This is a genomic window from Actinoallomurus acanthiterrae (genome assembly GCF_054775715.1).
In genome coordinates this window covers 5,371,979-5,395,140 of the sequence record NZ_BAAHCO010000001.1, presented here as the reverse complement: position 1 = coordinate 5,395,140, position 23,162 = coordinate 5,371,979, and the positions used below count along the sequence as shown (strand labels likewise).

Annotated in this window: 24 protein-coding genes and 2 pseudogenes; 12 read left to right on the top strand and 14 right to left on the bottom strand. The window is 69.7% G+C overall.

Annotated elements, in window-relative coordinates; genetic code table 11:
- Nucleotides 1-10 precede the first annotated feature (10 nt).
- The 6 genes from ACYVF7_RS25615 to ACYVF7_RS25590 all read right to left on the bottom strand — a co-directional run bounded on the left by ACYVF7_RS25615 (nucleotide 11) and on the right by ACYVF7_RS25590 (nucleotide 5,492).
- Nucleotides 11-577 (bottom strand): VOC family protein, encoded by a 567-nt coding sequence (locus tag ACYVF7_RS25615; protein WP_460345582.1) that lies wholly within the window; start codon nucleotides 575-577, stop codon nucleotides 11-13.
- Nucleotides 578-925: 348 nt separating this feature from the next.
- Entirely contained in the window at nucleotides 926-1,654 is a 729-nt protein-coding gene (locus tag ACYVF7_RS25610) for an alpha/beta fold hydrolase (protein ID WP_460345579.1), read from the bottom strand.
- Between the two features lie 26 nt (nucleotides 1,655-1,680).
- Nucleotides 1,681-2,514, bottom strand: a complete 834-nt coding sequence (locus ACYVF7_RS25605) for a citryl-CoA lyase (RefSeq protein WP_460345576.1) — start codon at nucleotides 2,512-2,514, stop codon at nucleotides 1,681-1,683.
- Nucleotides 2,507-3,697, bottom strand: coding sequence for a CaiB/BaiF CoA transferase family protein (locus ACYVF7_RS25600; RefSeq protein ID WP_460345574.1), 1,191 nt, complete (start codon nucleotides 3,695-3,697; stop codon nucleotides 2,507-2,509). Before ACYVF7_RS25600 ends, ACYVF7_RS25605 begins: the two co-directional genes overlap by 8 nt.
- Nucleotides 3,698-3,827: 130 nt before the next feature.
- Complete coding sequence (locus tag ACYVF7_RS25595) at nucleotides 3,828-4,637, bottom strand: IclR family transcriptional regulator domain-containing protein (RefSeq protein ID WP_460345571.1); 810 nt, start codon at nucleotides 4,635-4,637, stop codon at nucleotides 3,828-3,830.
- A gap of 261 nt (nucleotides 4,638-4,898) precedes the next feature.
- A complete protein-coding gene (locus tag ACYVF7_RS25590) occupies nucleotides 4,899-5,492 on the bottom strand; it encodes a hypothetical protein (protein ID WP_460345568.1) in 594 nt (197 codons plus the stop codon).
- Nucleotides 5,493-5,646: 154 nt separating this feature from the next.
- Here ACYVF7_RS25590 and ACYVF7_RS25585 point away from each other — a divergent pair, with 154 nt between their 5' ends.
- The 4 genes from ACYVF7_RS25585 (at nucleotide 5,647) to ACYVF7_RS25570 (ending at nucleotide 8,727) form a co-directional block, all read left to right on the top strand.
- Nucleotides 5,647-6,276 carry a TetR/AcrR family transcriptional regulator gene (locus ACYVF7_RS25585; RefSeq protein ID WP_460345565.1) on the top strand — a complete coding sequence of 210 codons (630 nt, stop codon included), beginning with the start codon at nucleotides 5,647-5,649 and terminating at the stop codon, nucleotides 6,274-6,276.
- 463 nt (nucleotides 6,277-6,739) lie between these two features.
- Entirely contained in the window at nucleotides 6,740-7,522 is a 783-nt protein-coding gene (locus ACYVF7_RS25580) for a serine hydrolase (protein WP_460345562.1), read from the top strand.
- A gap of 59 nt (nucleotides 7,523-7,581) precedes the next feature.
- Nucleotides 7,582-8,208: an NlpC/P60 family protein gene (locus ACYVF7_RS25575; RefSeq protein WP_460345560.1), complete on the top strand. Its 627-nt coding sequence runs from the start codon at nucleotides 7,582-7,584 to the stop codon at nucleotides 8,206-8,208.
- A 156-nt stretch (nucleotides 8,209-8,364) separates the two neighbouring features.
- Nucleotides 8,365-8,727 carry a hypothetical protein gene (locus tag ACYVF7_RS25570; RefSeq protein ID WP_460345557.1) on the top strand — a complete coding sequence of 121 codons (363 nt, stop codon included), beginning with the start codon at nucleotides 8,365-8,367 and terminating at the stop codon, nucleotides 8,725-8,727.
- Between the two features lie 200 nt (nucleotides 8,728-8,927).
- On the opposite strand, the gene ACYVF7_RS25565 is transcribed toward ACYVF7_RS25570, so the two are convergent.
- The 3 genes from ACYVF7_RS25565 to ACYVF7_RS25555 all read right to left on the bottom strand — a co-directional run bounded on the left by ACYVF7_RS25565 (nucleotide 8,928) and on the right by ACYVF7_RS25555 (nucleotide 11,936).
- A complete protein-coding gene (locus ACYVF7_RS25565; protein ID WP_460345554.1) occupies nucleotides 8,928-9,554 on the bottom strand; it encodes a hypothetical protein in 627 nt (208 codons plus the stop codon).
- Between the two features lie 193 nt (nucleotides 9,555-9,747).
- On the bottom strand, nucleotides 9,748-10,335 hold the full coding sequence (locus tag ACYVF7_RS25560) for a nuclear transport factor 2 family protein (protein ID WP_460345551.1): 588 nt from the start codon (nucleotides 10,333-10,335) through the stop codon (nucleotides 9,748-9,750).
- Nucleotides 10,336-10,346: 11 nt separating this feature from the next.
- Complete coding sequence (locus ACYVF7_RS25555) at nucleotides 10,347-11,936, bottom strand: MFS transporter (protein ID WP_460358111.1); 1,590 nt, start codon at nucleotides 11,934-11,936, stop codon at nucleotides 10,347-10,349.
- A gap of 92 nt (nucleotides 11,937-12,028) precedes the next feature.
- Between ACYVF7_RS25555 and ACYVF7_RS25550 the strand changes: the two genes are divergently transcribed.
- A complete protein-coding gene (locus ACYVF7_RS25550) occupies nucleotides 12,029-13,006 on the top strand; it encodes a LysR family transcriptional regulator (protein WP_460345548.1) in 978 nt (325 codons plus the stop codon).
- 472 nt (nucleotides 13,007-13,478) lie between these two features.
- A complete protein-coding gene (locus tag ACYVF7_RS25545) occupies nucleotides 13,479-13,604 on the top strand; it encodes a hypothetical protein (RefSeq protein WP_460345545.1) in 126 nt (41 codons plus the stop codon).
- A 168-nt stretch (nucleotides 13,605-13,772) separates the two neighbouring features.
- Here ACYVF7_RS25545 and ACYVF7_RS25540 read toward each other — a convergent pair whose 3' ends face one another.
- Complete coding sequence (locus ACYVF7_RS25540; protein ID WP_460345543.1) at nucleotides 13,773-14,123, bottom strand: hypothetical protein; 351 nt, start codon at nucleotides 14,121-14,123, stop codon at nucleotides 13,773-13,775.
- 103 nt (nucleotides 14,124-14,226) lie between these two features.
- Between ACYVF7_RS25540 and ACYVF7_RS25535 the strand changes: the two are divergent.
- Both ACYVF7_RS25535 and ACYVF7_RS25530 read left to right on the top strand, forming a co-directional pair.
- Nucleotides 14,227-14,307: pseudogene (locus ACYVF7_RS25535) on the top strand (hypothetical protein); the annotation flags it as partial.
- Nucleotides 14,308-14,353: 46 nt separating this feature from the next.
- Nucleotides 14,354-14,800, top strand: coding sequence for a TetR family transcriptional regulator (locus tag ACYVF7_RS25530; protein WP_460345540.1), 447 nt, complete (start codon nucleotides 14,354-14,356; stop codon nucleotides 14,798-14,800).
- Here ACYVF7_RS25530 and ACYVF7_RS25525 read toward each other — a convergent pair.
- Nucleotides 14,793-15,581 (bottom strand): enoyl-CoA hydratase/isomerase family protein, encoded by a 789-nt coding sequence (locus ACYVF7_RS25525; protein WP_460345537.1) that lies wholly within the window; start codon nucleotides 15,579-15,581, stop codon nucleotides 14,793-14,795. The genes ACYVF7_RS25530 and ACYVF7_RS25525 overlap by 8 nt on opposite strands.
- A gap of 136 nt (nucleotides 15,582-15,717) precedes the next feature.
- Complete coding sequence (locus tag ACYVF7_RS25520; protein WP_460345534.1) at nucleotides 15,718-16,446, bottom strand: gamma-glutamyl-gamma-aminobutyrate hydrolase family protein; 729 nt, start codon at nucleotides 16,444-16,446, stop codon at nucleotides 15,718-15,720.
- 427 nt (nucleotides 16,447-16,873) lie between these two features.
- On the opposite strand from ACYVF7_RS25520, the gene ACYVF7_RS25515 reads away from it, so the two are divergent.
- Nucleotides 16,874-17,998, top strand: coding sequence for a globin domain-containing protein (locus ACYVF7_RS25515; protein ID WP_460345531.1), 1,125 nt, complete (start codon nucleotides 16,874-16,876; stop codon nucleotides 17,996-17,998).
- Between the two features lie 142 nt (nucleotides 17,999-18,140).
- On the opposite strand, the gene ACYVF7_RS25510 is transcribed toward ACYVF7_RS25515, so the two are convergent.
- Nucleotides 18,141-18,944: an MmyB family transcriptional regulator gene (locus tag ACYVF7_RS25510; protein WP_460345528.1), complete on the bottom strand. Its 804-nt coding sequence runs from the start codon at nucleotides 18,942-18,944 to the stop codon at nucleotides 18,141-18,143.
- 188 nt (nucleotides 18,945-19,132) lie between these two features.
- Here ACYVF7_RS25510 and ACYVF7_RS25505 point away from each other — a divergent pair, with 188 nt between their 5' ends.
- From ACYVF7_RS25505 to ACYVF7_RS25495, 3 genes and pseudogenes are all read left to right on the top strand, one after another.
- Nucleotides 19,133-20,320 (top strand): ROK family transcriptional regulator, encoded by a 1,188-nt coding sequence (locus ACYVF7_RS25505; RefSeq protein ID WP_460345525.1) that lies wholly within the window; start codon nucleotides 19,133-19,135, stop codon nucleotides 20,318-20,320.
- Between the two features lie 214 nt (nucleotides 20,321-20,534).
- Complete coding sequence (gene ggh / locus ACYVF7_RS25500; protein ID WP_460345522.1) at nucleotides 20,535-21,863, top strand: glucosylglycerate hydrolase; 1,329 nt, start codon at nucleotides 20,535-20,537, stop codon at nucleotides 21,861-21,863.
- A 162-nt stretch (nucleotides 21,864-22,025) separates the two neighbouring features.
- A pseudogene (locus ACYVF7_RS25495) lies at nucleotides 22,026-22,316 on the top strand (PaaI family thioesterase); the annotation flags it as partial.
- 45 nt (nucleotides 22,317-22,361) lie between these two features.
- On the opposite strand, the gene thyX reads toward ACYVF7_RS25495, so the two are convergent.
- Nucleotides 22,362-23,159 (bottom strand): FAD-dependent thymidylate synthase, encoded by a 798-nt coding sequence (gene thyX, locus ACYVF7_RS25490; RefSeq protein WP_460345519.1) that lies wholly within the window; start codon nucleotides 23,157-23,159, stop codon nucleotides 22,362-22,364.
- Between the last annotated feature and the right edge of the window lie 3 nt (nucleotides 23,160-23,162).

Genomic DNA, 23,162 nt, shown 5'->3' with positions numbered 1-23,162 from the left:
GGGGGCCGCTTCAGCGGTACGTGTTGTTGCTGGTGTGGTCGCCGCCGAGCCACGCCTTCAGCTCGGCGCGGGCCGTACGCCGGCGCTCGGCGTCGGAGTCCTCGATGCCGGGTGCGTCGACCGTGAACTCGAGCAGAAGCCCGTTGGGGTCGCTGGTGTAGAGCGAACGGCAGTAGCCGTGCTCGAGGACGTACGTCTCGTCGGGCCTCCAGCCGGCGTCTTCAAGCCTCCGCGCGATGGCGTTCTGCACGTCCTCGGTGACCTTCAAGGCGATGTGCTGGAACGGCGAATGCGGCATCCGCGGGCCGAACTGCTCCTGGTCCGCGGGGTCGGCGAACTGGAAGAACGCCAGCGCGCTGCCGTCCGCGAGCCCATAGAACGTGTGGCAGTAGGTCCGCACCGCTCCGAACAGCTCGTCCGCCTCCTTCCATGTGGCGATGAGCGGAAGACCGATGATGTCCTCGTAGAACGCCCGGGTCGTCTCCTGATCGCGCGTCACGTAGGCGTTGTGGTGCAGCCTCGCCGGCAGTGAGGCGATGGCGGGCGTGGTCTTCAATTCGCTGGACGTCTGGCTCATCGCCGACTCTCCTTCGGTCTTTCGCACCATCGACGGCCGTCTCCGGACGACTGTCCGCTATACGGCCAGAATTGACGATTACGCACCCACGGAAGGTTGTCAAGAGATCTCGCGCACCGAAGCCTGCCACGGGGGGGATGAGGGACCGCTCCGCCCTCGTGACGTGCGGCTATGTGACACTCACGCCATCTCGGCGGAGCGTACGGACGACCGCGCCCCGGACCAGACGGGTCGACTCCATGGAGCATGACCGGACGAGTAGCCGGACGACGAACACTGGACCACAGACGTTCGCGCGAACCGGACAGGTCGCGCACGCAGTGGATCGCCTTTGCCCGGCGACCGCTCTCACTCGCGGATCGGCCGTCCGACGCGCATCGCCTGCTCGGTGAGGATCTGCGACAACCGATCCGGCGCCGAGAAGAACGGTGAATGATCGCAGTCGATCTCGACGGCCTCCCCCGCGCGCGCCGCGCAGGCACGCTGGGCCTCGACCCTGACGGTCCGGTCACGGGTACAGACCACATAGGCGTTCGGCACCGACAGCCAGGCCGGGTCGGGGATCGATGTTTCTGGCACCCGGCTCCACATGGGCCGCCAGTGGCGTGCCGCGATCTCGGCCAGGTTCGCCGGCGAACCCGAGTAGAGGGCGTCGCGGGCGGCCGGCGTCAGCGTCACCGCACCGTCCTCGCGGACGTGCCACGCGTTCCGGAACTCCAGGTGGCCCCATTGCGGCGTCAGCTCGGCGGGGGACTCCCCCGCCATCGGCATCCGCGCGGCGACGAAGACGAGCCGGTCCGCGCCGTGGCCGCCTGCGGCCACCGGCAGGCCACCGTAGCTGTGCGCGACCAGGACGACGGGCCGCTCCCGCGCCGCCTCCCTGACCTCGGCGCGGACGGCGCTGGTGTCGGCCTCGAAGGATGTCAGGGGCAGATCGAGGGTCCTGGCCCACAGGCCCGCCCGGTCCAGCCGTTCCAGAACCGGGGTCCAGCACCAGCCGTCATGGTGGGCGCCGTGGACCAAGAGGATGAGCGGCCGTACGTCGTCGTTACCAGGAGGGTGGGCGGACGCGGTCACGGCACCAGGAGGGCGGGCGGACGCGGTCACGGTGCCCGGTTCGATCGCGCGTCGTCTCCGCCCTCGTACGGCTCCGGAGCGATCGGGCGGTTGTTCAGGTCGACGGACAGGAAGATCTGGTCGGCGACCGGGTTGCGAAGCTCCTCGGCGAGCTGTCCGATCAGGCCGGCGGTGCGTGCGAGCAGCGCGAACCCCCGCAGGAGCTCGATCGGCAGATCGAGATCGGCCAGCGCGGCTCCGCAGACGCCGGCGCCGTTGAGCGGAAGGGTCTTGCCGAGCACCTGGGGATGCACCCGGCCGATCGCGGCGAACAGCGACAGGTGCGGCCCGAACGTCCCTTCTTCGGACGCGATCCGCATCAGGCGCGGCGTGCGCGGATCCGTCTGCTTGTGCACGTGATGTCCGAGACCGGGGATGAACCTGCGCTCGGCCCGTCGCTCTCGGACGGTCTCGAGCGCGAGCGCGTCCCACCCGGCGTCGTCGGTGGGCACCGGGCCGTTCACCCGGGCCAGGACGTCGTGCAGGAACGCACCGGTGTCCTCGGTCACGCCGAGGAACCGGGAGCCACCGCCGAGCAGTCCGGCGGCGAGCGCGCCCTGGATCGAGTCGGGCGCCGACAGGTAGGTGAGCCGGGTGACGATGGCGGTCGGGGTGAATCCGTGGTCGGCGAGCGCGGCGAGTACCGCTTCGAAGACCCGGACCTGCCCGGGGGTCGGACGCCGCTGGGTGGCCAGCCAGTACGCGAGCTCACCGAAGCCGACCGTGCCCATGACGTCCTCGGCCAGATCGCGCCCGAGCAGGGTGATGGTCGTCGGGCTGGAGGCGCCCAGGGCCGTTGGATAGGTCGGCCGGTCAGTCACGGTCATCCCCCTGCGGGGTGGTCAGCCACTTGCGCAACTCGACGCCGTGCTCGTCGAGTTCGGGAGGCGGCAGTTCATATCGGGCCGGCGTGGCCGAGAGTGTGATCGGATGGCGGGCCATCGGCAGGGCGCGGTCGCCCTGGCCGACGTGCACGATCGGTTCCAGTTCGAAGCGCTCGGCCATCGCGAACCCACCGTCGATCGTATTGATCGGAGCCGACGGCACTCCAGCCTCGATCAGCGCCTCGAACCAGTCGGCCGCGCCTCGGGTGGCCAGACGCTCGACCAGTATCGGGCGTAGTTCCTCGCGGTTCGCCGTGCGGTCCTTGTTGTGGACGAACCTCGGGTCGTCGGCGATCTCGGGGACGCCGAGCACCTCACACAGCCGACGGAACTGCCCGTCGTTGGCGGCGGTGACGATGAGGTCCCCGTCGGCGGTCGGGAACGGTTCGTACGGAAAGACGCTCGGGTGCGCGTTCCCCATCCGGTACGGCACCACGCCTGCGGCAGCGTAGGCGGAGCTGTGATTGACGAGTCCGGAAAGCGCGGACGCCAGCAGGTTCACCTCGACGTGCTGGCCCTGCCCGGTCACGTCGCGATGGCGCAGCGCCGCCAGGATGCCGATCACGGCGTGGTTGCCGGCCATCACGTCGAACACCGATATCCCGGCCCGGTACGGCGGGCCGTCCGGCTCCCCCGTCAGGCTCATCAGGCCGGAGATCGCCTGCACCATCAGGTCGTAACCCGGGACATGCCGGCCGGCGCGTGAGCCGAAGCCGCTGATCGACGCGTAGACGACGCCCGGATTGGCGCTGCTGACCGTCGCGTAGTCCAGACCGTATTTCGCCAGGCCGCCGGGCTTGAAGTTCTCGATCAAGACGTCGGCACGACGCGCCAGTTCCCGAGCCACCTCGGTGTCGTCGGGATCACGCAGGTCGAGCGCGATCGAGCGCTTCCCGCGGTTGACCCCCAGAAAGTACGTGGACACCCCGTCGCGCACCGGAGGCATCCAGCCCCGTGTGTCATCACCGCTCGGCGCCTCGACCTTCACGACTTCGGCACCCATGTCCGCGAGCAGCATCGTCGCATACGGACCCGCCAGCACGCGCGAGAAGTCCGCGACCAGGACGCCTGACAGCGGTCCTGTCGCCGCACGAGCATCCGGCGATCTACTCTCCGACATGTCTTCACCACCTCAGTCCGCGTAGCGGACGCATGTCCGCTATCGCATTCTGACATACGGCACTCGACCGGGGACACCCGGGGAATCAGGGGACCGCGCCGGCCTCGGCGGTCAGGAGAAACGCCGACGGTCAGGAAACAGCGCCCACCGTGACCTGCGGCACGGTCGCCAGCCGGGCGAAATCGCCGCTGATATCGCCTGCCGCCTGCAGAAGAAGCGGCAGGTACTCCTCTACCAGCGTGTCCAGTGGCGTCTCGGCCGCATGCGTGTTGACGTTGATGGCGGCGATCACCTGGCCCGACCCGTCGCGCAGGGGCGCCGCGACCGACCGGATGCCCCGAGCGAGCTGCTCATCGGTCAGTGCCCAGCCCCGCGCACGAACCTCACGCAGGGCGGCGTCACGCTCGTCGCGATTCGGCTGCCAGCTGGGCACCAAGCCGGACCGCGACGGCTGCGCGAGCACCCGCTCCAGCTCATCCGGCGAAAGCGCCGCGAGCAGCACCTTGCCCAACGACGTCTGCAAGGCGGGAAAACGGGTACCGATCTGCACCGCCAGCGTGACGATCTTCGGCACCGCCACCCGCGCGACATAGACGATGTCCGACCCGTCGAGCTGGGCGATGGAACACGACTCATTCGTCCGCACCACCAGCCGCTCCATGTGCGGACGAGCGATCTCCCACAGCCCCATCGACCGGACGTAGGCCACCCCCAGCTCCAGCACACGGGGAGTGAGGGCGAATCCCCTGTCCGCCACGCGGACGTAACCGAGCTCCTGTAGCGTCAGCAGGATCCGCCGCGTGGTCGGCCGGGCGAGCCCCGTCGCCGTGGCCACCTCGGTCAAGGACATGACGGGCCTGCCCGGCTTGAACGCCGCGATCACCTCGAGCCCCCGGGCCAGCGCCTCGATGAAATCCGGTCCAGTCCCCTCACGCGGCATTGACAGCTCCCGGCTCGACCAACGAATCACCTCAGATTACTGCGGACGTCCGCGGCCCGGACGCCTCCTCCCCCCGGCGGCCTGGCTTGGCGGGGACGCCAGGACGCTCTTAATGGACATGTGTCCGTTGTCCGCGCCGACATGCCGGTGACCGCCGACCCGGTGCGACATGTCCTGAACGGGGTGGACCGGTGAACCCGGACGTCTCCCGGCACCGGGGGTCGCGGGGCCGGCTGCGCACCCGGGGTGTGGTCGGTCATTTCAGTTCCTCCCACTGGCGCTCTGGCCGACGTTCCGTCCGAGGCGCAGCGCGGAGACGAGGAAGAAGACCCCGCCGAGCACGGCGTAGCCGGCCACATTGGCCAAAGAAGCTCCTGCGCTCGACGCCATGAGGAAGAACGACGCGCCGGCCAGCACGGAGATGGCCCCGCTGGCGATCATCGCCCACTGTCCCCCCAATCGGCGCCGCCGGATGGCCACGACGAGTTGCACAATGCCGGCCACGACGGCCCAGGGCCCCCAGACTCGCAGGACGGCGGGGATTCCGGAGGTGAGGGCGACGGCGAGTCCGACGGCGGCGAGGGTGCTGATCGCGATGTTGACGTAGAGACCTGGGGCGGACCCGTTCGCGGATCCGCCGGCCACGTTGGCCCGCGCGGAGCGGGCATCGACGACGGCGGCGGCCACGTCGAACACCGGGTACAGCACGATCAGCACCGCGGTCAGCAGGTTGATGCTCGACGCGGTCAGGAACAGCAGGGCCGCCCAGACGAGGGCGAACCCGAAACGCACGAAGTAGAGACGCCGAAGTGTCGGTGCGACACCGGTCGCAGCCGGGGCGGTTGCGGCGGTCATGACAGATTCCCTTCATTCGGGTGGATCATGCTGGTCGCGTCTCGGCTCGGCATGATGCCTCTAGGTAGAAAGACCGTTCTCTCTTGCAGCGCCGAGCTTGGCAGACGTCGTCGGCGATTGCAAGACCGATCGTTCTTTCTGCTACGGTCGGTTCATGGCGACACCGATCCGCTCCGCGCCCGACGGCCAGAACAGCGGCTCGGGGGGGCGGGGGCGGTCCGAGGCCCGAGAACGGCTGTTGTCCACGGCCAGCGCGCTGTTCTACCGCGAGGGGATCCGTGCGGTCGGGGTCGAGCGGATCCTCGCCGAGGCCCCGGCCACGCGAGCGACGTTCTACCGGCACTTCCCCTCGAAGGAAGACCTCGTACTTGCCTACCTGCGCGGCGTCGACGCCCACATCCGCGCCGACACGCAGGCCGCCATCGAAGCCGCGCCGTCGCCGGCCGACGCGCTGCGCACGATCGGCACCGCCGTCGCCGACGACCTGGCCAGACCAGAGTTCCGCGGGTGTGCCTTCCTCAATGCCGCAAACGAGTACCCCGACCCCAACGACCCGGTGCGCCAGGTGGTCCTCGATCACCGAGCCTGGTACGTGACCACGCTCACGGAGCTGTTCGCGCAGGTCTTCGGGGACTCACCGCGGCGCGGCAAACCAGAGCACGCCGCAAGACACTTCGTCATGATGCGCGACGGAGCCATGACCGCCGCCCACCTCGACGGCGTCGAGAGCGTCGGCGCCGCGTTCCAACGCGGCGTCGAGGGCCTGCTCACCGTCCTTCACTGAGCAATCGCACAGCATCGGGCCACGAAGCAACACACAGCGACCGCGGTGATCACGGGCCACCACCTGGGATGCTCGGCGACCAGGCGCGTCAGAATGGGGCAGGTCTCCAGGACGTCGCGGCAGTAGCCGCTTCTGATCATCTGCTCGTCGGCCGACATCGTCCGCCGGCTGATCTTCAGACCCACCTCCAGCGGTCCCGTTGTCTCAGCCGCGTCCCGACTCACCGAAGAAAGTGCTGGTAGATACGCCAGCCCTGTCCCGGGTGTCCCGGATGGACCAGCGAACGTCCACGATCGGATCACGCGGTCGCACACTCGTTTGTCGGCTCGTCGATCGGCGAGTCTCGGGCCGGGCTTCGACCCGGAGCCTGGTCAGGTACCCATGGGAAAGGAGCCTGATGCCGTCTCGATCCATCACCGTCACTCTGGCCGCAGCGACTCTGGCCGCCGGCGGGGCGGCCACGGTGCCGGCGCATGCGTCTCCCAGCGCAACCGTCGCCGCGTCCATCTGCACATCGACCAAGCCTCGTCTGGCCGCTCGGCTGTCGGCCGACATCCCGGCGGCGCTGCGGGGCCGCCACGGGCAGGTCGCGGTCAGTGTCTTCGACCGCCGCACGACGACGCGGTGCAACCTGAATTCCGCCGCTCACTTTCAGTCCGCCAGCGTGATCAAGGTGACGATTCTCTCGGCACTGCTGCGGAAGGCCCAAGAGGCGCATCGTGGTCTGACCGCCAACGAGAAGAATCTGGCCACGGCCATGATCACCCGTTCGGACAACAACGCGGCCATCGCGCTGTGGAATGACGTCGGTACGCGGGGCATCAAGCACTTCCTGGCGCTGGCCGGAATGAGCCACACCCAGATCGACTCCAGCGAGTACTTCGGCAAGACGCACATCACCTCCGCCGACGAGACAACCCAGTTGAAGGTGCTGACCTTCAGCCGAGGAACGGTGCTCAGCGCGAGTTCGCGCTCGTACGTCCTCGGCCTGATGAGCCGCGTGGTGGCGGGCCAGCGCTGGGGCACTCCGGCGGGCGCGCCCGCCGGCGTGAAGGTGCACGTCAAGAACGGCTGGGTGAACCGCGGTGACGGCGTCGGCTGGAGGGTGAACAGCCTCGGTACCTTCGACGGCCACGGCAAGGACTATCAGATCGCGGTGCTGACTCAGGGCAACCCCACCGAGGCCTATGGGCACGCCACCATCGAGGTCGTCGCCCGCGTCATTCATCGCGATCTCAACCAGTGACGTTCGCCGCACCCTCGTACGGCGACACGGAAAGACGAAACCTGAACGAAAGGGAGCTCGTGAACGCGAACAGCAAGCAGACGTGGCGCCGCTTCGGGATGGTTCCCGCAATCGGCGCCCTGGCCCTGACGGCCGGGCTTACGACTGCGGCATTCTCCTCCAACGAGACCACGGCCGATCTGCGGACCGCTTCAGCGGCCGGCGCTCAGTCGCCGATACGTCCAGCGACCTGGAGTAAACGCAGCGTCGTGATCGCCCGCGCCAAGACCTGGCTCACGGCGAACCACGGTCGGCCGGTGCCCTACAGCCAGACCCGCTACCTCAACGGCTGGCGGACGGACTGCTCCGGGTACGTCTCCATGGCCTGGAATCTGCGGACGAGCAGTGGCCGCCCGCTCAACCACAACACCGACAGCATGCTGCGCGGCGGGTACGGCACTCCCGGACCGGTCGTGCACGCCATCACCTGGAAGGCCCTCAAGGCGGGTGACGCCATCGGGTTCCTGGGCCGGGGCAGCATCGGCGACGCCGGTCACGTGATGCTCTTCGAGAAGTGGGCGAACTCCGCGCACACCGTCTACTGGGTCTACGAGCAGGCGGGCGACGGCGGCACTCATCACCGCACCCACCGGATCTCCTACAACCACTACAAGCCCTACCGGTACAACAAGATCCTCGAGGGCTGACGCCTGCGATGGCCCCCGGGAGATCCGGGGGCCGTCCGCCGTTATTACGCCGATCTGCGCTCCGGGGATGATTTCGTATGCGCCTCTTGGTCGGTCCTAGGATCACGCCATGGACAACGCGCTGGGCCCGGAGGAGTCACCCGCCTCCTCGACGGCATGGGCTTCTTCCAGAAGCGGGCACTGAAGAAGACCGGCTTCAAGTGGGATGGCTTGCACCGGATAGCCGGAAACGGGTACGGCGCCGGCCTGGTCGAGGCCGTACTGGCCTGCCACACCGACCTGCTGGGCCGCCCGCCCCGCGACGACGAGCCCGAGAAGGCCAAGGCGGCTCAGCGCTACCCCGGCGTCAGCGCGGTCACCACCTGGGGCGGCGACTCCCTCGACGGCTCTGCGAGCGGCCGCGGCCGCCTCAACATCGACCCCGACCTGCTCGCCGAACTGGACGCCTCCATCAAAGCCCGCAAGAAGGCGGAGAAGGAGCAGCGCCGCCGCAACCCCAACGGACGTCGACTCCCCTGATGTCGCCCCGGCCTTGTGGACACACCACGGCGGGTCTGGATCTCCATCACGAACAAGTCGTACAGGTGCTTGAGGAACACGGTGTCGACGTGCATGAAGTCGCACGCCAAGGTGCCGGAGGCTTGACAGCTCAGGAACTGCCGCCAAGTCGGTGAGGCCCGGCGCGGCGCCGGGCCCACCGGCCGGGACGTCAGGGTCGGTCAGAAGTCGGGGAGTTTGGGCGGCTGCCAGTTGTCGGTGTCGGTCGCCCAGAGCGGTTGGTCGTTCCTGTCGTAGATCACCAGGTTCTTGTCGGACTGGAGTACCAGTCTGGCCCCGGGGTGACCGTCGGTTCCGGACGCCCAGACCGGCTTGTCATCACGGTCGTAGACCACCAGGTTGCCGTCGCGCTGGAACACGGTGCGGCCTCCCGGGGCGCGCGTTTCGGTGCTCCACATCGGGCCGCGTTCGCCGACGAGCGACAGGATGCCCGCCTGGTCCATGGACAGGGCAGCGCTGTCGGTCTTCACCTCGCCCGGATACCGGTCCCCGTACCCTCCAAAGGAGAAGTAGTGCGGGGCCAGTACCACCACGGCCCCTGGCCCGGACCCGTCCGGCGACTCCGGCCCGGCGAGTTGCGGACCGGGACCGAGGTACATGTGCTTTTGGTCGCCGGAGGACGACACCGACTCGACGCTCATCGATGACTGCCCACCACCGGACACCGACACGGCCCGGCTCTCCGTCTCGCGATGCGACCCGTTCCCGATCCCGGTCAACAGGACCGCACCGGCCAACAGGGCCACACCACCGACCGCCACGACCGCGAGGACCGACCGCTTCGCCATCGCGCGAACCGGCGAAGGCTCACCGCCCGCACCACCACCGGGCGGCTCGTTTCTTTCCTGCCTTTCAGCAGACAAGATTCGTTTCCCCTTCCATCGTCCATTTCCTGACACGACCGCTGACATCACGGCCATGGTCGGTCGGTGGTCTTGGTGCGTGCTTGCCGCCGGCTTGCCGCCCCGCCTGGCGGGTTCATCAGCTGCCCGTCAGCCACGACTCGTTGTCCGCCTTGATCCGCCGCTCGGCCTCGCTGCCACGGGTCGGATACCTCCCCGTGATCGGGAACCCGGAGAGCGAGAGCAGCTGCGCGAGGGCGGCGTACTCGTGCGGGTGATCATGGCCGGACGCCCGGTCGACGTCGGTCGGCACTACGTTGAAGTAGCTCATGTCATAGGAGCTGCGGCGCCCTAGGATGCGCCAGCGTCCCTCGCGTAGCTCGACGCGATCCAGGAAGCGGATGTGTGTGGTGCACACGTAGCCGAGCGCGGTGTTCTCGGTGACGGCGATCGCGTTCGTCTCGCTCACGGCACGGTCGCCGCAGAAGTCGAGGTGTGGATTCGCGATCACGTGCTTGCTCGACACGTCCGTCGCACCCATCCGTGCGGATGCGTCGACGAACTCCGACGCCAGGCCGTTGAACCACATGATGTTGATGGTGGCGTCCGGATGGAAGAGCTCGCGTAGCCGATCCCACTCCCCCAGATCACGGTGGATGAAGCCGGTCATGAGCGCGGAGATCACCGATCGGTCGTCGGTGCGGTGAACGTCGTTGTGCGAAGGCACGGGTAGCTCCTCTAGTTCGGTTGTTCTACGACTGCGTCGACGGCCGGCCCCGAGGGGTCCGACGCCGTCCGGGCAGGGCCGGCTGGTCGTGCTGACTCGGTCGGCGTGATGTTCCTGCGGCCGCTGGACCACAGCAGCTGCGCGATGACCACCGCTCCGGCGGCGAGCACGATCAGGCTCATGATCCGCAGCGCGGCGGCACTGCCCGCGGTGAACGAGTCGATGACCGCGTGGTGGTAGTGCGGGGCGGTGACGGCCAGCGCGTCGGCGACGGTGTGCGGTACGTGACCCGCGGCGCGCACGGCGTGCGGAAGGCCGGCGACGAAGCGTGCGGTGAGCAAGGTGCCGACGACGGCCACGCCGAGCGCGCTGCCCATCTCCCGCGTCGTGGACTGCAGCCCGGCGCCGACGCCGGCTTGTTCACGCGGCAGCGCAGCGGTGATCTCGGCGGTCAGACAGGGCACCGCGAGCATCACTCCGACACCGAACAGCACGAGCCAGCAGGCGTAGGGCAGGTACGGATCGGTGGCGGTGTCGGCGAGTCCGAACAGTGCCGCGCTGGTGAGGAGGAAGGCGGCTGCCAGGGTGCCGAGGACGCCGACGCGGGTCACCAGGGCGGGTACGAATCTGCTGCCGACCAGCAGCGGGATCGTCAACGGGACGATGCCCAAGCCGGCTCGCAGCACGGAGAATCCGCGTCCGTACTGCAGCAACGACGCGTTGAGAAAGAACAGGCCGTACGCGCCGAAGAACATGACCAGCATGCCCAGGCACGCCGCCCGCAGTTCGGGGATCCGCAGCAGCCGCGGATCGAGCAGCGGGTGGCGGGCGCGCAGTTCGACGACGGCCCAGAGGCCGAACAGGACCGCCGCGGCGGTGAATCCGGTGATGACCGTCGCGCTGCTCCAGCCCTGGTCCGGACCTTGGATGATGCCGACGAGCAGGGCGAGAGTGGCCACCGTCAGCAGGGTGGCGGCGAGCGGGCCGAGGTCGCGGGAATGACGGTCGGTGCGAGGCGTGGCGAGAGCGACCCATCCGGTGCAAGCGAGGGCGATCGGGGCCACGGCGGCGAACAGCACCCGCCACGAGCCGAGGGCGAGGAGCGCACCACCGCCGAGGTTGCCCACCACGCCGCCGATGCCGGACATCGCGGCCCAGACGGCGATCGCGTGCGGGCGCCGCGGTGCAGGCGTGGCGTGGATCAGTACGGCGAGGCTGTTGGGGAGGACGCACGCTGCGCCGAGGCCGGTGACGGCACGGCCGAGCAGCATCACCGGGACCTCCGGGGCGGTGGCCGACACGACGGCGCCGAGGGCGAACACGATCAGGCCGCAGAGCAGCACGCCTTTGCGGCCGTAGCGGTCACCGGCTGCGCCGGCCGGAATCACCAGACACGCGAAGAACACCACGTAGGCATCGACGATCCACGACAGCTGCGCGGAGGTCGGGTGCAGGCCGCCGGCGGCGAGCTGCGGAACCGCGAGATTGATGGCGGCGACGAACCCGATGACCAGGACGGTGCAGGCACTCATGCACAGCAGGACGCCCCCGGTCCGGGGCGTCGCCATGGTGCCGGGAGGCTGGACGTTGTTGCCGATCATGTCCTCCACTCAACCGACCTGGACACATGACGTCCACTGCACGCTTGGTACGGATACAGTGCACGAAACGCAATCGATGGGGTGGGGTCACCGTGCCGGAGAACCTGGACCTCAACCTGCTCCGGGTGTTCGACGCGCTGATGGACACCGGCAGTGTGACGGCGGCCGCCGAACGGCTACATCTGTCTCCCCCGGCGACCAGCCGGGCGTTGGCTCGTCTGCGCCGGGCCATGAACGACCCGATCCTGGTCCGGGCCGGGCGCGGGCTGGTGCCGACCCCGTTCGCACTCCGCTCTGCTCCCCGGGTCCGGGCGCTGCTCGAGGGCGCCGCGGAGCTGGTCACCGACGCGACCGGCAGCGAGCCGCGGACGTGGCGACGCTCGTTCGCGGTACGCATCAACGACGGGCTCGCACCGGTGCTGGTCCCGAGGCTCATCGGCCGCATCACGGCCGAGGCCCCCGGTGTCAGCCTGCGGCTGGTCGCGCAGAACACGAAGGACCCTGACGCCCTGCGCGACGGATCCATCGATCTGGACATCGCCGTCGCTGATCCACCCGCCCCCGACGTGTACACGCAGACGTTGTTCGCCGACCACTTCGTCGCCGTGGTGGCCGCGCAGTCCACGCTGGGACGGGCCCGGCGGCTCACCGTCACGCAGCTGTGTCGCTACCCGCACATCTCGGTGTCCCGCAAGGGGAGAACGCGCGGACCCCTCGACGACACGCTGGAGACGCTCGGCCACACGCGACGGGTCGTCGCCGTCGTCCCCACGTACGCCGCCGCGTCCCTGCTGGCGCTCGAGGACGACGTCATCGTGCTGATCCCTCGCGTGATGGCCCGACACCTCGTCGACCGCGGCGTCCCGGTGCGCTGGCACGAGGTCCCGCTCGACCTGCCGAGGGTCACCGTCGATCAGCGCTGGCACCGCCGACTGGACAGCGACCGCCCGTCCCAGTGGCTGCGCGGCCAGGTCGTCGCCGCCCTGGAACACCTCGTGGTCGACGACACGAGGATGCCTCCGGCCAGGCGTCCGCCCGGATCAAGCGGGGCGGGATCTGACTGCGGATGAACCATCAACAGCGGGCAGCCGTAGGGCGTGTCTGACAAATCCCGTTCGTAGCGAGCGGCGTCCAGGCGGCGCCTCGCAAGGCGGAGGAGGGAGTCAGCCCGGTGTTGGCTGGCGACCGACGACAACGCGGCGAGGCGTCGTCTGGGCGCCGCGCAGCCGGACAGCGGATTTGTCAGGACACGCCCTAGGCCCATAAAGGGACCCAGTGGCCGATGAATGACAGACAGGGGCGCGCGTCTCACCGTGCGTCGCGGGGCGTTCGCGGGGGCGGGCCGACAGGTCCTCCGGGGTTTCCCCTGGAGGAGACCGACTTCTACCGGCCGGCGGCCGGGCCGCCATCGGTTCAGGAAACGCGGGACACAGTTCACAAACGCCACTGGAGTCACCGAAGAACTTTTCACGCTCTGACGCGCGTCCCATGATCGGAACCACTTTGCCGGGGATGGTCGTCATGGAAAGGTACAGACACCACATGATTCGCAAGATCGCACTGGCTGCGGCCCACAAGGGCGCCCGCTACCAGTTCCGTGCCGTCGCCTACAGCCACGGCAAGGCCTGGGCGGCCCCGTCGAACACCGTCTTCGTCTCGGTGAAGTGAGCACCGTCGGCTGACGGCTGACAGACAAACGGGCCCACCGGCAGGGCAGTTGCCAGTGGATACCTACGCCAGGGCTCTGACCTGCAGTGATATGGCTTGACCAGGCGAAGGGCCGCGCGGCCGGGGATCGGGGGGATGACCCCGGCCACGCGGCGGTCCGTGGGGCGCTCAGCGCCGGTCGGTGACCTTCATGATCTGCCACAGCTCCTCGCGGAGCCGGTCACGACAGACACGGTACTGCGCCCAGTCACCGCCGAAGGCTTTCATTACGACATATTCCTCGTCATCGCTGGCCTTCCGTACCGGCCGGGAATGGTGCACGGCATCGTGCATCTCACTCCACAAACGGTCCCGCCAGGCGCGATAGAGCTCCATATCGCCGCCGAACTTGGTCTCCACCAGCAGCTTCTCGTCGCGGATGGCCCAGTCGGCGAGGTCGGATCCGTGGTGACGCGGCTCATTCCGGCCGAGCGCGCGGGACGCCGGGCGGTCGTGCTTGCCCGGGGGCCACACCTTCATGACGTCTCTCTCCTCGTTCCTGCCGACATTTAGAAGGACGCATCAGACCGCCGCCCGGATGACAAGGATGTTCCGGGGCCGTCTTCTCTGAGATTCTGGGGGCATGCAGCAACACCGTCGGCTCCGCGATGACCTGCTCGATGCCGCCGCGAGGTTGATCATCGAGCGCGGGTTCCGGCGGGTCCGGATGCAGGACGTCGCGGACGCGGTGGCGGTCAGCCGGGCAGACGGTGTACAACGAGTTCGGCGACAAGTGGGGGCTGGCTCAGGCGCTGACCCTGCGGGAGAACGAACGGTATCTCGACGGCGTCGACGCGGCGCTGTCCGATCACGCCGACCTGTACTCCGCGGTCGCGGCCGCGGTGTCGTACACGCTGCGGACCGCCGCCGACGACCCGTTGAAGAAGGCGACGCTGACCGGTGAGGGCAGCGAGGACCTGCTCCCCCTGATGACCACGCGCGCCGAGCCGGTGCTGTTCGCCGCGCGAGAGCGCATCGTCAGCCATGCCGTACGCCAGTGGCCGGAGCTCGACGCGACCGAGGTGGCCGAGCTCTCCGACGCGGTCATCCGCCTGACGATGAGCCACGTCATGCTGCCGACGGATCCGGTCGAGGTCGTCGCCGAGCGCCTGGCGCGGCTCGTCGCCCGCTTCCTGCGCCTGACGGCCCCTAGCTGAAGCTGGGCGGGCGTTTCTCGCGGAGGGCGCGGACGCCCTCGCGCAGGTCGGGGCCGGCGAAACCGTAGAACTCCAGGGCCAGCGAGGCGTCGAAGGCGGGACCGGCCATGCGCAGCCAGTTGTTCAGGGCGTACTTCGTGAACCCGATCGCCTGGGCGGCCCCGTCGGCGAGCCGTCCGGCGATCTCCAGGGACTTCTCGTGGACGGCGTCGTCGTCGACGCAGAGGCTGACGAGGCCGATGCGCTCGGCCTCCTCGCCGGTGAGCGGCTCGCAGAGCAGGAGGTGGTACTTGGCCTTGGCCATGCCGCACAACAGCGGCCAGACGACGGCGGCGTGGTCGCCGGCGGCCACGCCGAGGCGCGTGTGACCGTCGATGATCCGCGCGGTACGGCCCGCGACGGAGATGTCGGCGAGCAGGGCGACGGCCAGGCCCGCGCCGACGGCGGGGCCCTGGATGGCGCTCACGATCGGCTTGCCGCAGTTGAGGACGTTGTAGACGATGTCGCGGGCCTCCCGCAGGACCCGGGAGCGGACGTCGAAGTCCGCCATCATGTCCTCGATCATGGCGAGGTCCCCGCCCGCGGAGAAGGCGGTGCCGGCGCCGCGTACGACGATGGCGCGCACCTCGTCGTCGGCGTCGGCGTCGCGCCAGATCTGCGCGAGTTCGCGATGGCCGGTCGCGTCGACGGCGTTCAGCCGCTCGGGGGCGCTGATCGTCACCCGGAGCACGCCCTCGCGTGCCCAGTCGATCCGCAGCCGCTCGTACGACTCGTAGCTCATCGGTCCGACCTCCGCGTCAGGCTGGCTCGAGCCTATCGGGAAGATCGGAAGGCCGTCGCGTCCGGCCGGGACCGGACGCCGCGCCCGCGTCGCTGCGGCGCGTGGACACATCCGCCGGGGCGACCTCGGCCGGAGTTCAGAGGCGGCCTTCGGTCGCCGCGCGCACCAACGCCTCGAAGAGGCGCAGGTCATCGCCCTCTTCGGGATGCCACTGCACGCCGATGCCGAACCGGTGCCCCTGCAACTCCACCGCCTCGACGACCTGGTCCTCGGACCAGGCGACGGCGACGAGCCCCTTCCCGAGGCGCTTGACGGCCTGGTGGTGCCGGGTCGGCACCTCCACCTGCTCGCCGAGGATCCGGCCCAGGGTGCTGGAGGAGCTGATCTGGACGCGGTGAGCGCCCACGCGGCCGGAGGCCGGGGCGTGCGCGTCGCCGCCGACGACGTCGGGCAGGTGCTGGACCAGGCTGCCTCCTTGGAGGACGTTGAGCGCCTGCATGCCGCGCCCGATCGCGAGGAAGGGCACGTCGTTCTCGACGGCGGCGCGCAGGAGCGCGAGCTCGAACCGGTCGCGTTGCGGCTGTGGCGCGCCGGTCCGGTCGTGCCGCACTTCGCCGTACAGGCCGGGGTCGAGGTCGGCGCCGCCCGCGATGACGAGGCCGTCGAGGCGTTCGACGTGCACCGAGACGGCTGCGCGGATGGACGGTGGGACGAGCACGGGGACGGCTCGTGCGCGTTCGAGCGCGCGGAGGTACGACACGGGCAGCAGCGCCGCCTCGCGTACCCAGTCGCTCCAGCGCGCCGGCTCCAGGTCAGTGGTGATTCCGATGAGCGCGGGCCCCGTACCGTACGTCGCCCCTGCCATCCCGGGGCCTCCTCCCGAACGCCTTCGGCGATGTCGTTGTTGCTCTGGGTCATCATGGCGCATGACGGAGCCGGTGGACGGCCGCTCGCGAACGCGTGGCGCGCCCAGCCTGCCCGACTCCTTGGCACCCGACCGCGTACGACCGGGTACGGGGAGTCGCGGGGAACATCCTTCCGTACTCAGGGGAGATCAGAAGTAGAGATTTCTTCAAACCCGTAGATATTTCTTCTATCGTTCCCCGTATTCAGCCAGGCGCACGGCCTAGTCGGTTTCATACCGGTCGGTATGCGTGATTCACACTTAATCCGCATCTGATTACCGTTCGTACATCTCGGAATTAGCCCGCTCCAAGAGGTTGATGTTCTCCCTGGTGAGATGCGAAACTCGCTGGACGGGGGCCATGCGGGGACGAGTGACAGGAACAGCCGTGAGATCCATAGAGTCGCTGAAACCTGAGGTGATCAAGGAAATCTACGCCCTCATCGAGCCGCACGCGGAAAAGAGCATTTCTTATTTCTACGGGCGGCTCTTCGCGGAGAACCCACGGCTTCGCACGCTTTTTCCGCCGGGCATGGCCGGGCAGCGCGAACGCATGTTCCGCGCCCTCTCCCAGATCACCGGGAGCCTCGACAGCCCGGACACCTTCATCGACCTCCTGTCCCGGCTCGGGCGGGACCACCGCAAGTTCGGCATCGCCCCCACGCACTACGAGGCGATGGGACGGGCGATGCTGGCGACGTTCCGCGCGTACGCGGGCGAGGCGTGGACGGCGGAGATGGAGACGGCCTGGACCGCGATGTTCACGACGGCGGCCGCGATCATGATCCAGGCGGCCGAGGAGGACGCCGAGCACGCACCGCCCTGGTGGATCGGGGAGGTCGTCGAGAACGAGCGGCGCGCCTCGGACATCGCGGTGCTGACCGTACGGCCGAGCCAGCCACTGCCGTACCGCGCGGGGCAGTACGTCACCGTTCAGGCCGCCCGCTGGCCCCGGGTCTGGCGGTCGTACTCCATCGCCAACGCCCCGAGCGACGACGGGCTGCTGCGCTTCCACGTACGGGCGCTCCCGGCCGGCTGGGTCAGTGGAGCACTCGTCCGCCACACCGCGGTGGGTGACGCGCTCCTGCTCGGACGGGCGGCGGGCTCAATGGTGCTCGACGCCGACTCCGACCGCGACATCCTGTGCGTGGCGGGCGGCACCGGGCTCGGCCCGCTGAAGGCCCTCGCGGAGGAGGCGCTCCGGGTCGAGGGAGAGCGCGAGGTCCGGCTGTTCGTCGGCGCCCGCACTCCGGCCGAGCTTTACGACCTGCCCGCGCTCCGAGCACTCGCGGAGCAGCACACGCGGCTCACCGTGGTGCCCGTCGTCTCGGAGGACCCCGAGTTCGGCGGCGTACGGGGGCTCGTGTCGGACGTCCTCGGCCGTTTCCAGGACTGGTCGGGCCACGACGTGTACGTCGCCGGACCGGCCGGGATGGTCTCGCGTACCGTGACCAACCTGCAGGAACTGGGCGTCCCGGCCGAGCGAATCCGCTACGACGCACCGGACCGCTGACCGCGAGCCGACGGTCCACCAGCCCGACGGCATCGCCCCTGGCCGCGAGCCGACGGCACCGCCGGTCCACCCGCCCGATGCCACCGACGCGCGAACCCGCCGACGCCGACCGCGAGCCGCCAGTACCACCGGTACCGCCGGTCTACGCGCCGGACTCCGCGCGTTCGCGCAGTATCGCCGCCGTCTCGTCGTCCGCCGGGAAGAACGCCTCGATGGCGAGCTCGGCGAGGGTGACGTCCGCCGCCGCGCCGAAGGTCGTCACCGTGCTGAAGAAGCTCAGCTCCCGGTCGCCGTACCGGAGGATCGTGGGCAGCGCGATGTCGAACGCGGGCTCGTGGGCGGCTTCCTCGTCGACGTCGGGACCGTAGGCCTTCGTCTCCTCGTGCAGCGCGGCGAGCTCCGGGTCGCCGGTGAGCGACACCTGGCGGGCCATCCGGCCGACCAGGTGCGCCCGTACCTCCGGCAGGTTGACCACACGGGCCGACAACCCCATCGGATGCAGGGCGAGCCGGTGGATGTTGACCGGTGGCCGTACCAGCTCGTCGGGCACGTCCTCCAGGAACAGCATGGCGGCGTTGTTGGCCATCACCAGGTTCCAGAACCGGTCCACCACGATCGCGGGGTACGGTTCGTGCCCGTCGAGGACCCGGACGAGGGCCTGGCGCGCCGGGCCCATCTCCGGGGCGTCGATCGAGCGCTGCGCGTACACGGGTGCGTACCCGGCCGCGATGAGCAGGTCGTTGCGCTCGCGCAACGGCACGTCGAGCCGTTCGGCCAGACGCAGGACCATCTCGCGGCTGGGATGCGAGCGGCCCGTCTCGACGAAGCTGAGGTGGCGGGTGGAGACGTCGGCCTCGAGGGCGAGCTCCAGCTGACTGAGTCGGCGGCGGCGACGCCAGTCGCGCAGCAGATCGCCGACGGGTCGCGTGGTTGTGGCGGTGACCATGATGACCAGACGCTATCCGGCGTGGTCGCATTACGGCGATTACCTGTGAGGTAGTCGACACGATGACGCGGGACGCGACCGGCGCGGCGGGTTGGCGGGTCGTGGGAAAATCCGGGTACGGCGCATCTCGCCCGCGGTGACGTCACTCGCCCGGGCCCGGCGCGCGCCGCCGAGGGGAGGTCGACGGCATGCCGAACGTCAGCGCGCTCTCGGCCGGGCACCTTCTGCGGTTCATCAGGTCCGGTACGGCGCGCACCCGCCGCGATCTGATGGAGCTGACCGGGCTGGCCCGGTCCACGGTCGCGCAGCGCGTTGATCAGTTGGTGAGCGCCGGTTACGTGCGCGAGGGCGGTGTCGACGCCTCGACCGGAGGCCGCCGCCCCAGTCTCCTGGAGATCGACGAAGGGTCCGCCGTCGTGCTCGCCGCGGATCTGGGGGCGACGCATGGGCGGGTCGCGGTGACGGACCTCGCCGGCCGGGCTCTCGGCGAGACCACCGGCCGCGTGCTCAGCTCCGAAGCGCCGGAGAAGGCCCTCGCCTGGGTGACGGCCCGGTTCCGGGAGCTCCTCGCCGGCTGCGGCCGGTCCGTCGCCGAGGTGTGCGGTGTGGGCGTCGGCCTGCCGTGTCCCGTGGACGTGCGCACGGGCCGTACGGTCCAGACGCCGATCGCTCCCGGGTGGGAGCGGTACGACATTCCGGCCGCGATCGCCGCCGAGTTCCCCGGTCCGGTCATGCTGGACAACGATGCCAACGTCATGGCGCTCGGCGAGTACACCGCCGCGGGCCCCGACGCTCCGCCGGTCCTCCTCGTCAAGGTGGCGACCGGCATCGGCGCCGGGATCGTCGAGGACGGCCGCGTGTTGCGCGGCGTCGGCGGCGCGGCGGGCGAGATCGGGCACGTCCGGGTGCCGGGCCGCGACGACGCGGTGTGCTCCTGCGGTCGCCGGGGCTGTCTCGCCGCGGTGGCGGGCGGGGCGGCGCTGGCGCGGGAGCTGGCCGCGTCCGACCCGTCGGTCCGCGACTCCTCCGACGTCGCACGGCTGGCGCTGGCCGGCCATCCGGAGGCGGTGCGGCTGACGCGGGAGGCCGGGCGTGCGCTCGGCGACGTCCTGGCGGTGGTCGTGAGCGTGGTGAACCCCGGCTCCCTGATCATCTCCGGGTCGCTGGCGGGCGCCGGGGAGCATCTGGTGGGAGAGATCCGCGAGACGGTGTTCCGGGGAGTGCAGTACCGCTCGACGCGCGGGCTGCACATCGGCGAGGGACATCTGGGTTCGCGCGCCGGTGTGGTGGGCGCGGCGTCCATGGTCATCGACCGGGTCTTCTCCCCCGAGGTCGTCGATGCCCGGATCGCCGCCGCGGAGCCGTTGCGCGCCTGACCGACCGAGACGTTTCCGGTCGATTACGAAAGTTACACAGCGGTTACAGGCGCGCCACTTGCCACACCCGGAAGGACGGCGCAGGATCGGCATGGGCCACTATGTCCATGATCACGGACGAAGTGGCCACAATGCCGGACAAAGTTCCCCGCGCGGAGAAATCGAGATGTCGGACACTGAGAGACCCGGACACGAACGCCATCGGCTCTGGGTGGTGAACCGACTGAGCCGCGCCGAGGTCGCCGAACGGGCGGCGGAGGTCCTGCGCGGCAACGACCGGGGACTCCACACCGTCGCCGCACCCCGGCTCTACCCGCACATGTGGAGCTGGGACGCCGCCTTCATCGCCGTCGGCCTGGCGCGGATATCGGCGAGCCGCGCGCTGACCGAGCTCGAGACGCTGTTCGCCGCGCAGTGGCGCAACGGCATGGTCCCGCACATCGTCTTCTCCGCCAACGCCCCACTGTACGAGCCGGGCCCCGACCGGTGGGCGTCGAAGGAGACCTCGCCCCACGCGCCGGACCACGCCGCGACCAGCGGACTGATCCAGCCACCGGTCCACGCGCTCGCCCTGCGCCGGATCCTCGACGCGGTGCGGAGCACCGACACCGCCGGGCGGCGCGACGTCATCGCCCGGATCCGCATCCTGTGGCCGAAGCTGCTCACCTGGCACCGCTACCTGGCGGACCACCGCGACGCGGACGGCCGGGGGCTGCTGATGATCTACCACGGCTGGGAGAGCGGGATGGACAACTCCCCCCGCTGGGACACCCCCTACGCCGACGTAGTCCCCGAGCCGGGGTTCCGGCCGTTCCGCCGGTCCGACCTGGCGGCCCTGGGCGAGCAGTCGCAGCGGCCGACCAACGCGGACTACGTCAAGTACCAGTGGCTGATCGAGGAGCTCCGGCAGGCCCGCTACGACGACGAACTGGCCCGCAAGTCCCTCAGCTTCCGGGTCGCCGACGTGTTCGCCAGCGCGATCTTCGCGGCCGCGAACGAGGACCTCGCGCGGGTCGCCGACGAGCTCGGCCTGGGCGCCGTCGACGAGCTGCGCGGATACGCCGAACGGTTCCGGCAGGGCGTGCTCCGCACGACCGACGACGACGGGTTCGCCGCCGACGTCGACCTGCGCACGGACACGGCCCTGCGCACGAAGACCATCGCCGGGTTCGCGCCCCTCCTGTCCGGCGGACTGGACCCCGAGCGCCGGCGCCGCCTGGTGGACCTGCTGCTCTCCCCCGCCTGGTGCGGAAACCCGGACCTCGCCTATCCCCTGCCCCCGAGCACCAGCCCGGAGGCACCCGAGTTCGACGCCGCCCGGTACTGGCGCGGCCCGCAGTGGCCGCCGATGAACCTGTTGATCATCTGGGGCCTGGAGCGCTCCGGGGAACACGACGCGGCGGAACGGCTCCGCGAGGTCGCCCTCTACCAGCTCACCGACGGCGTCTTCGCGGAGTACTACGAGCCGTTCACCGCGCACCCGCTGGGCAGCAGGCCCCAGTCCTGGAGCGCCGCGGTCGCCCTCGACCTCGTCGGCGGCTGACGGTCGATTACCCGGCGGGTAGTGGACATGGCGGCCTTCGTCGGCACACTGTCGTCATGATCTCTCCTGACGAGCTCCTGTCCGCCATGCCGTTCGCCGGGACCACCGGCCTGGTGATCGAGTCGGCATCCGCCGAGGAGGTCACCGGCCGGGCTCCCCTGGGCGCCGGAGCGCTGCACCGCCGGCGGCGCGATGCACGGCGGCGCCCTCATCACGCTCGCCGACAGCATCGGCGCCGCCTGCGCCTTCCTCAACCTCCCGCCGGGCGCGAACACCACCACGGTCGAGACGAGCACGCGGTTCTTCCGAGGCGTACGAAACGGCGAGGTACGAGCCGTGGCCCGGCCACTGCACACCGGCCGGACGACCATCGTCGTACAGACCGACCTGTACGACGCCGACGGCCGCCGCGTCGCCCAGACGACCCAGACCCAGGCCGTCCTGACCGGGTGACCTAGGGGGTCCGGTGGGGTCTTGTTCGTAGCGAGCGCCAGCGGCTCAGACCTTGCGCCACTGGGGGACCCAGGCGCCGTCCTCGACCGCGTAGTCGCCGAACAGGGACGGTGCCTCCTTGCGCATGAGCTCCGCCACCTTGCCGAACACCAGGCGGATCTCCTCTTCGGCACCCGCCGCCGTACGGGCCTCGATCACGTGCCGGATCGTACGGACGTTCGCCGTCCAGACGAGGCCTGTGCCGACGCCCTCGGGGGCGAAGCGGCGCATAAAGCTGGTCTTGTGCTTCTTCTCCTTGAACGGCACGCCCTCGTCGTCGAGGCCGAAGTGGCCGGCCATCCAGCCCTGGAACTCCTCCAGCTGGTCGAGGACGGCCGTGGCGCGCTTCATCAGCTCAGGGTCGGCCTGCGCCCACTCGGGGAACCAGAACGGGATCTCCTGGAGCCGTACGTAGCGCAGCGACTCCTGCGAGATGGCGACTCCGGGCCGATGTCTTGCCAGCTCATGGGTCAGCACACGGCTGACGTTGTGCAGGACGAAGGAGAAGCTGACGTGCTCCAGCACCGAGCCGTGCAGGCTCCGGAGGATGTTCTCCAGGTACGCCGCGCTGTCGGTGCGGACCTTCGTGACGTTCGGGTTCAGGCCGGGCTCCCAGGAGCGGTAGCACAGCCGTCCGGCGAACTCCGCGAGGTTCTCCGGGTCGTTCAGCTCCGCGTCGAGATCGCCGCGGTCGAGTCGCTCGAGCCAGGCCTCGCCCCCCACCTCGGCGAGGTAGCGCGCCACCTCGTCGTAGTCGAGCTCGGGACGTGCGACCAGGTAGACCTCGGGTTCAACGCTCTTCATGAG

Coding starts and splice junctions, on each gene's coding strand:
- ACYVF7_RS25525 (WP_460345537.1), bottom strand. CDS start 15,581: ATGAGCTACGAGTCGTACGAGCGGCTGCGGATCGACTGGGCACGCGAG.
- ACYVF7_RS25545 (WP_460345545.1), top strand. CDS start 13,479: ATGATTCGCAAGATCGCACTGGCTGCGGCCCACAAGGGCGCCCGCTAC.
- ACYVF7_RS25520 (WP_460345534.1), bottom strand. CDS start 16,446: ATGGCAGGGGCGACGTACGGTACGGGGCCCGCGCTCATCGGAATCACC.
- ACYVF7_RS25570 (WP_460345557.1), top strand. CDS start 8,365: ATGGGCTTCTTCCAGAAGCGGGCACTGAAGAAGACCGGCTTCAAGTGG.
- ACYVF7_RS25505 (WP_460345525.1), top strand. CDS start 19,133: ATGCCGAACGTCAGCGCGCTCTCGGCCGGGCACCTTCTGCGGTTCATC.
- ACYVF7_RS25590 (WP_460345568.1), bottom strand. CDS start 5,492: ATGACCGCCGCAACCGCCCCGGCTGCGACCGGTGTCGCACCGACACTT.
- ACYVF7_RS25585 (WP_460345565.1), top strand. CDS start 5,647: ATGGCGACACCGATCCGCTCCGCGCCCGACGGCCAGAACAGCGGCTCG.
- ACYVF7_RS25565 (WP_460345554.1), bottom strand. CDS start 9,554: ATGGCGAAGCGGTCGGTCCTCGCGGTCGTGGCGGTCGGTGGTGTGGCC.
- ACYVF7_RS25510 (WP_460345528.1), bottom strand. CDS start 18,944: ATGGTCACCGCCACAACCACGCGACCCGTCGGCGATCTGCTGCGCGAC.
- thyX (WP_460345519.1), bottom strand. CDS start 23,159: ATGAAGAGCGTTGAACCCGAGGTCTACCTGGTCGCACGTCCCGAGCTC.
- ACYVF7_RS25615 (WP_460345582.1), bottom strand. CDS start 577: ATGAGCCAGACGTCCAGCGAATTGAAGACCACGCCCGCCATCGCCTCA.
- ACYVF7_RS25540 (WP_460345543.1), bottom strand. CDS start 14,123: ATGAAGGTGTGGCCCCCGGGCAAGCACGACCGCCCGGCGTCCCGCGCG.
- ACYVF7_RS25555 (WP_460358111.1), bottom strand. CDS start 11,936: ATGATCGGCAACAACGTCCAGCCTCCCGGCACCATGGCGACGCCCCGG.
- ACYVF7_RS25595 (WP_460345571.1), bottom strand. CDS start 4,637: ATGCCGCGTGAGGGGACTGGACCGGATTTCATCGAGGCGCTGGCCCGG.
- ACYVF7_RS25600 (WP_460345574.1), bottom strand. CDS start 3,697: ATGTCGGAGAGTAGATCGCCGGATGCTCGTGCGGCGACAGGACCGCTG.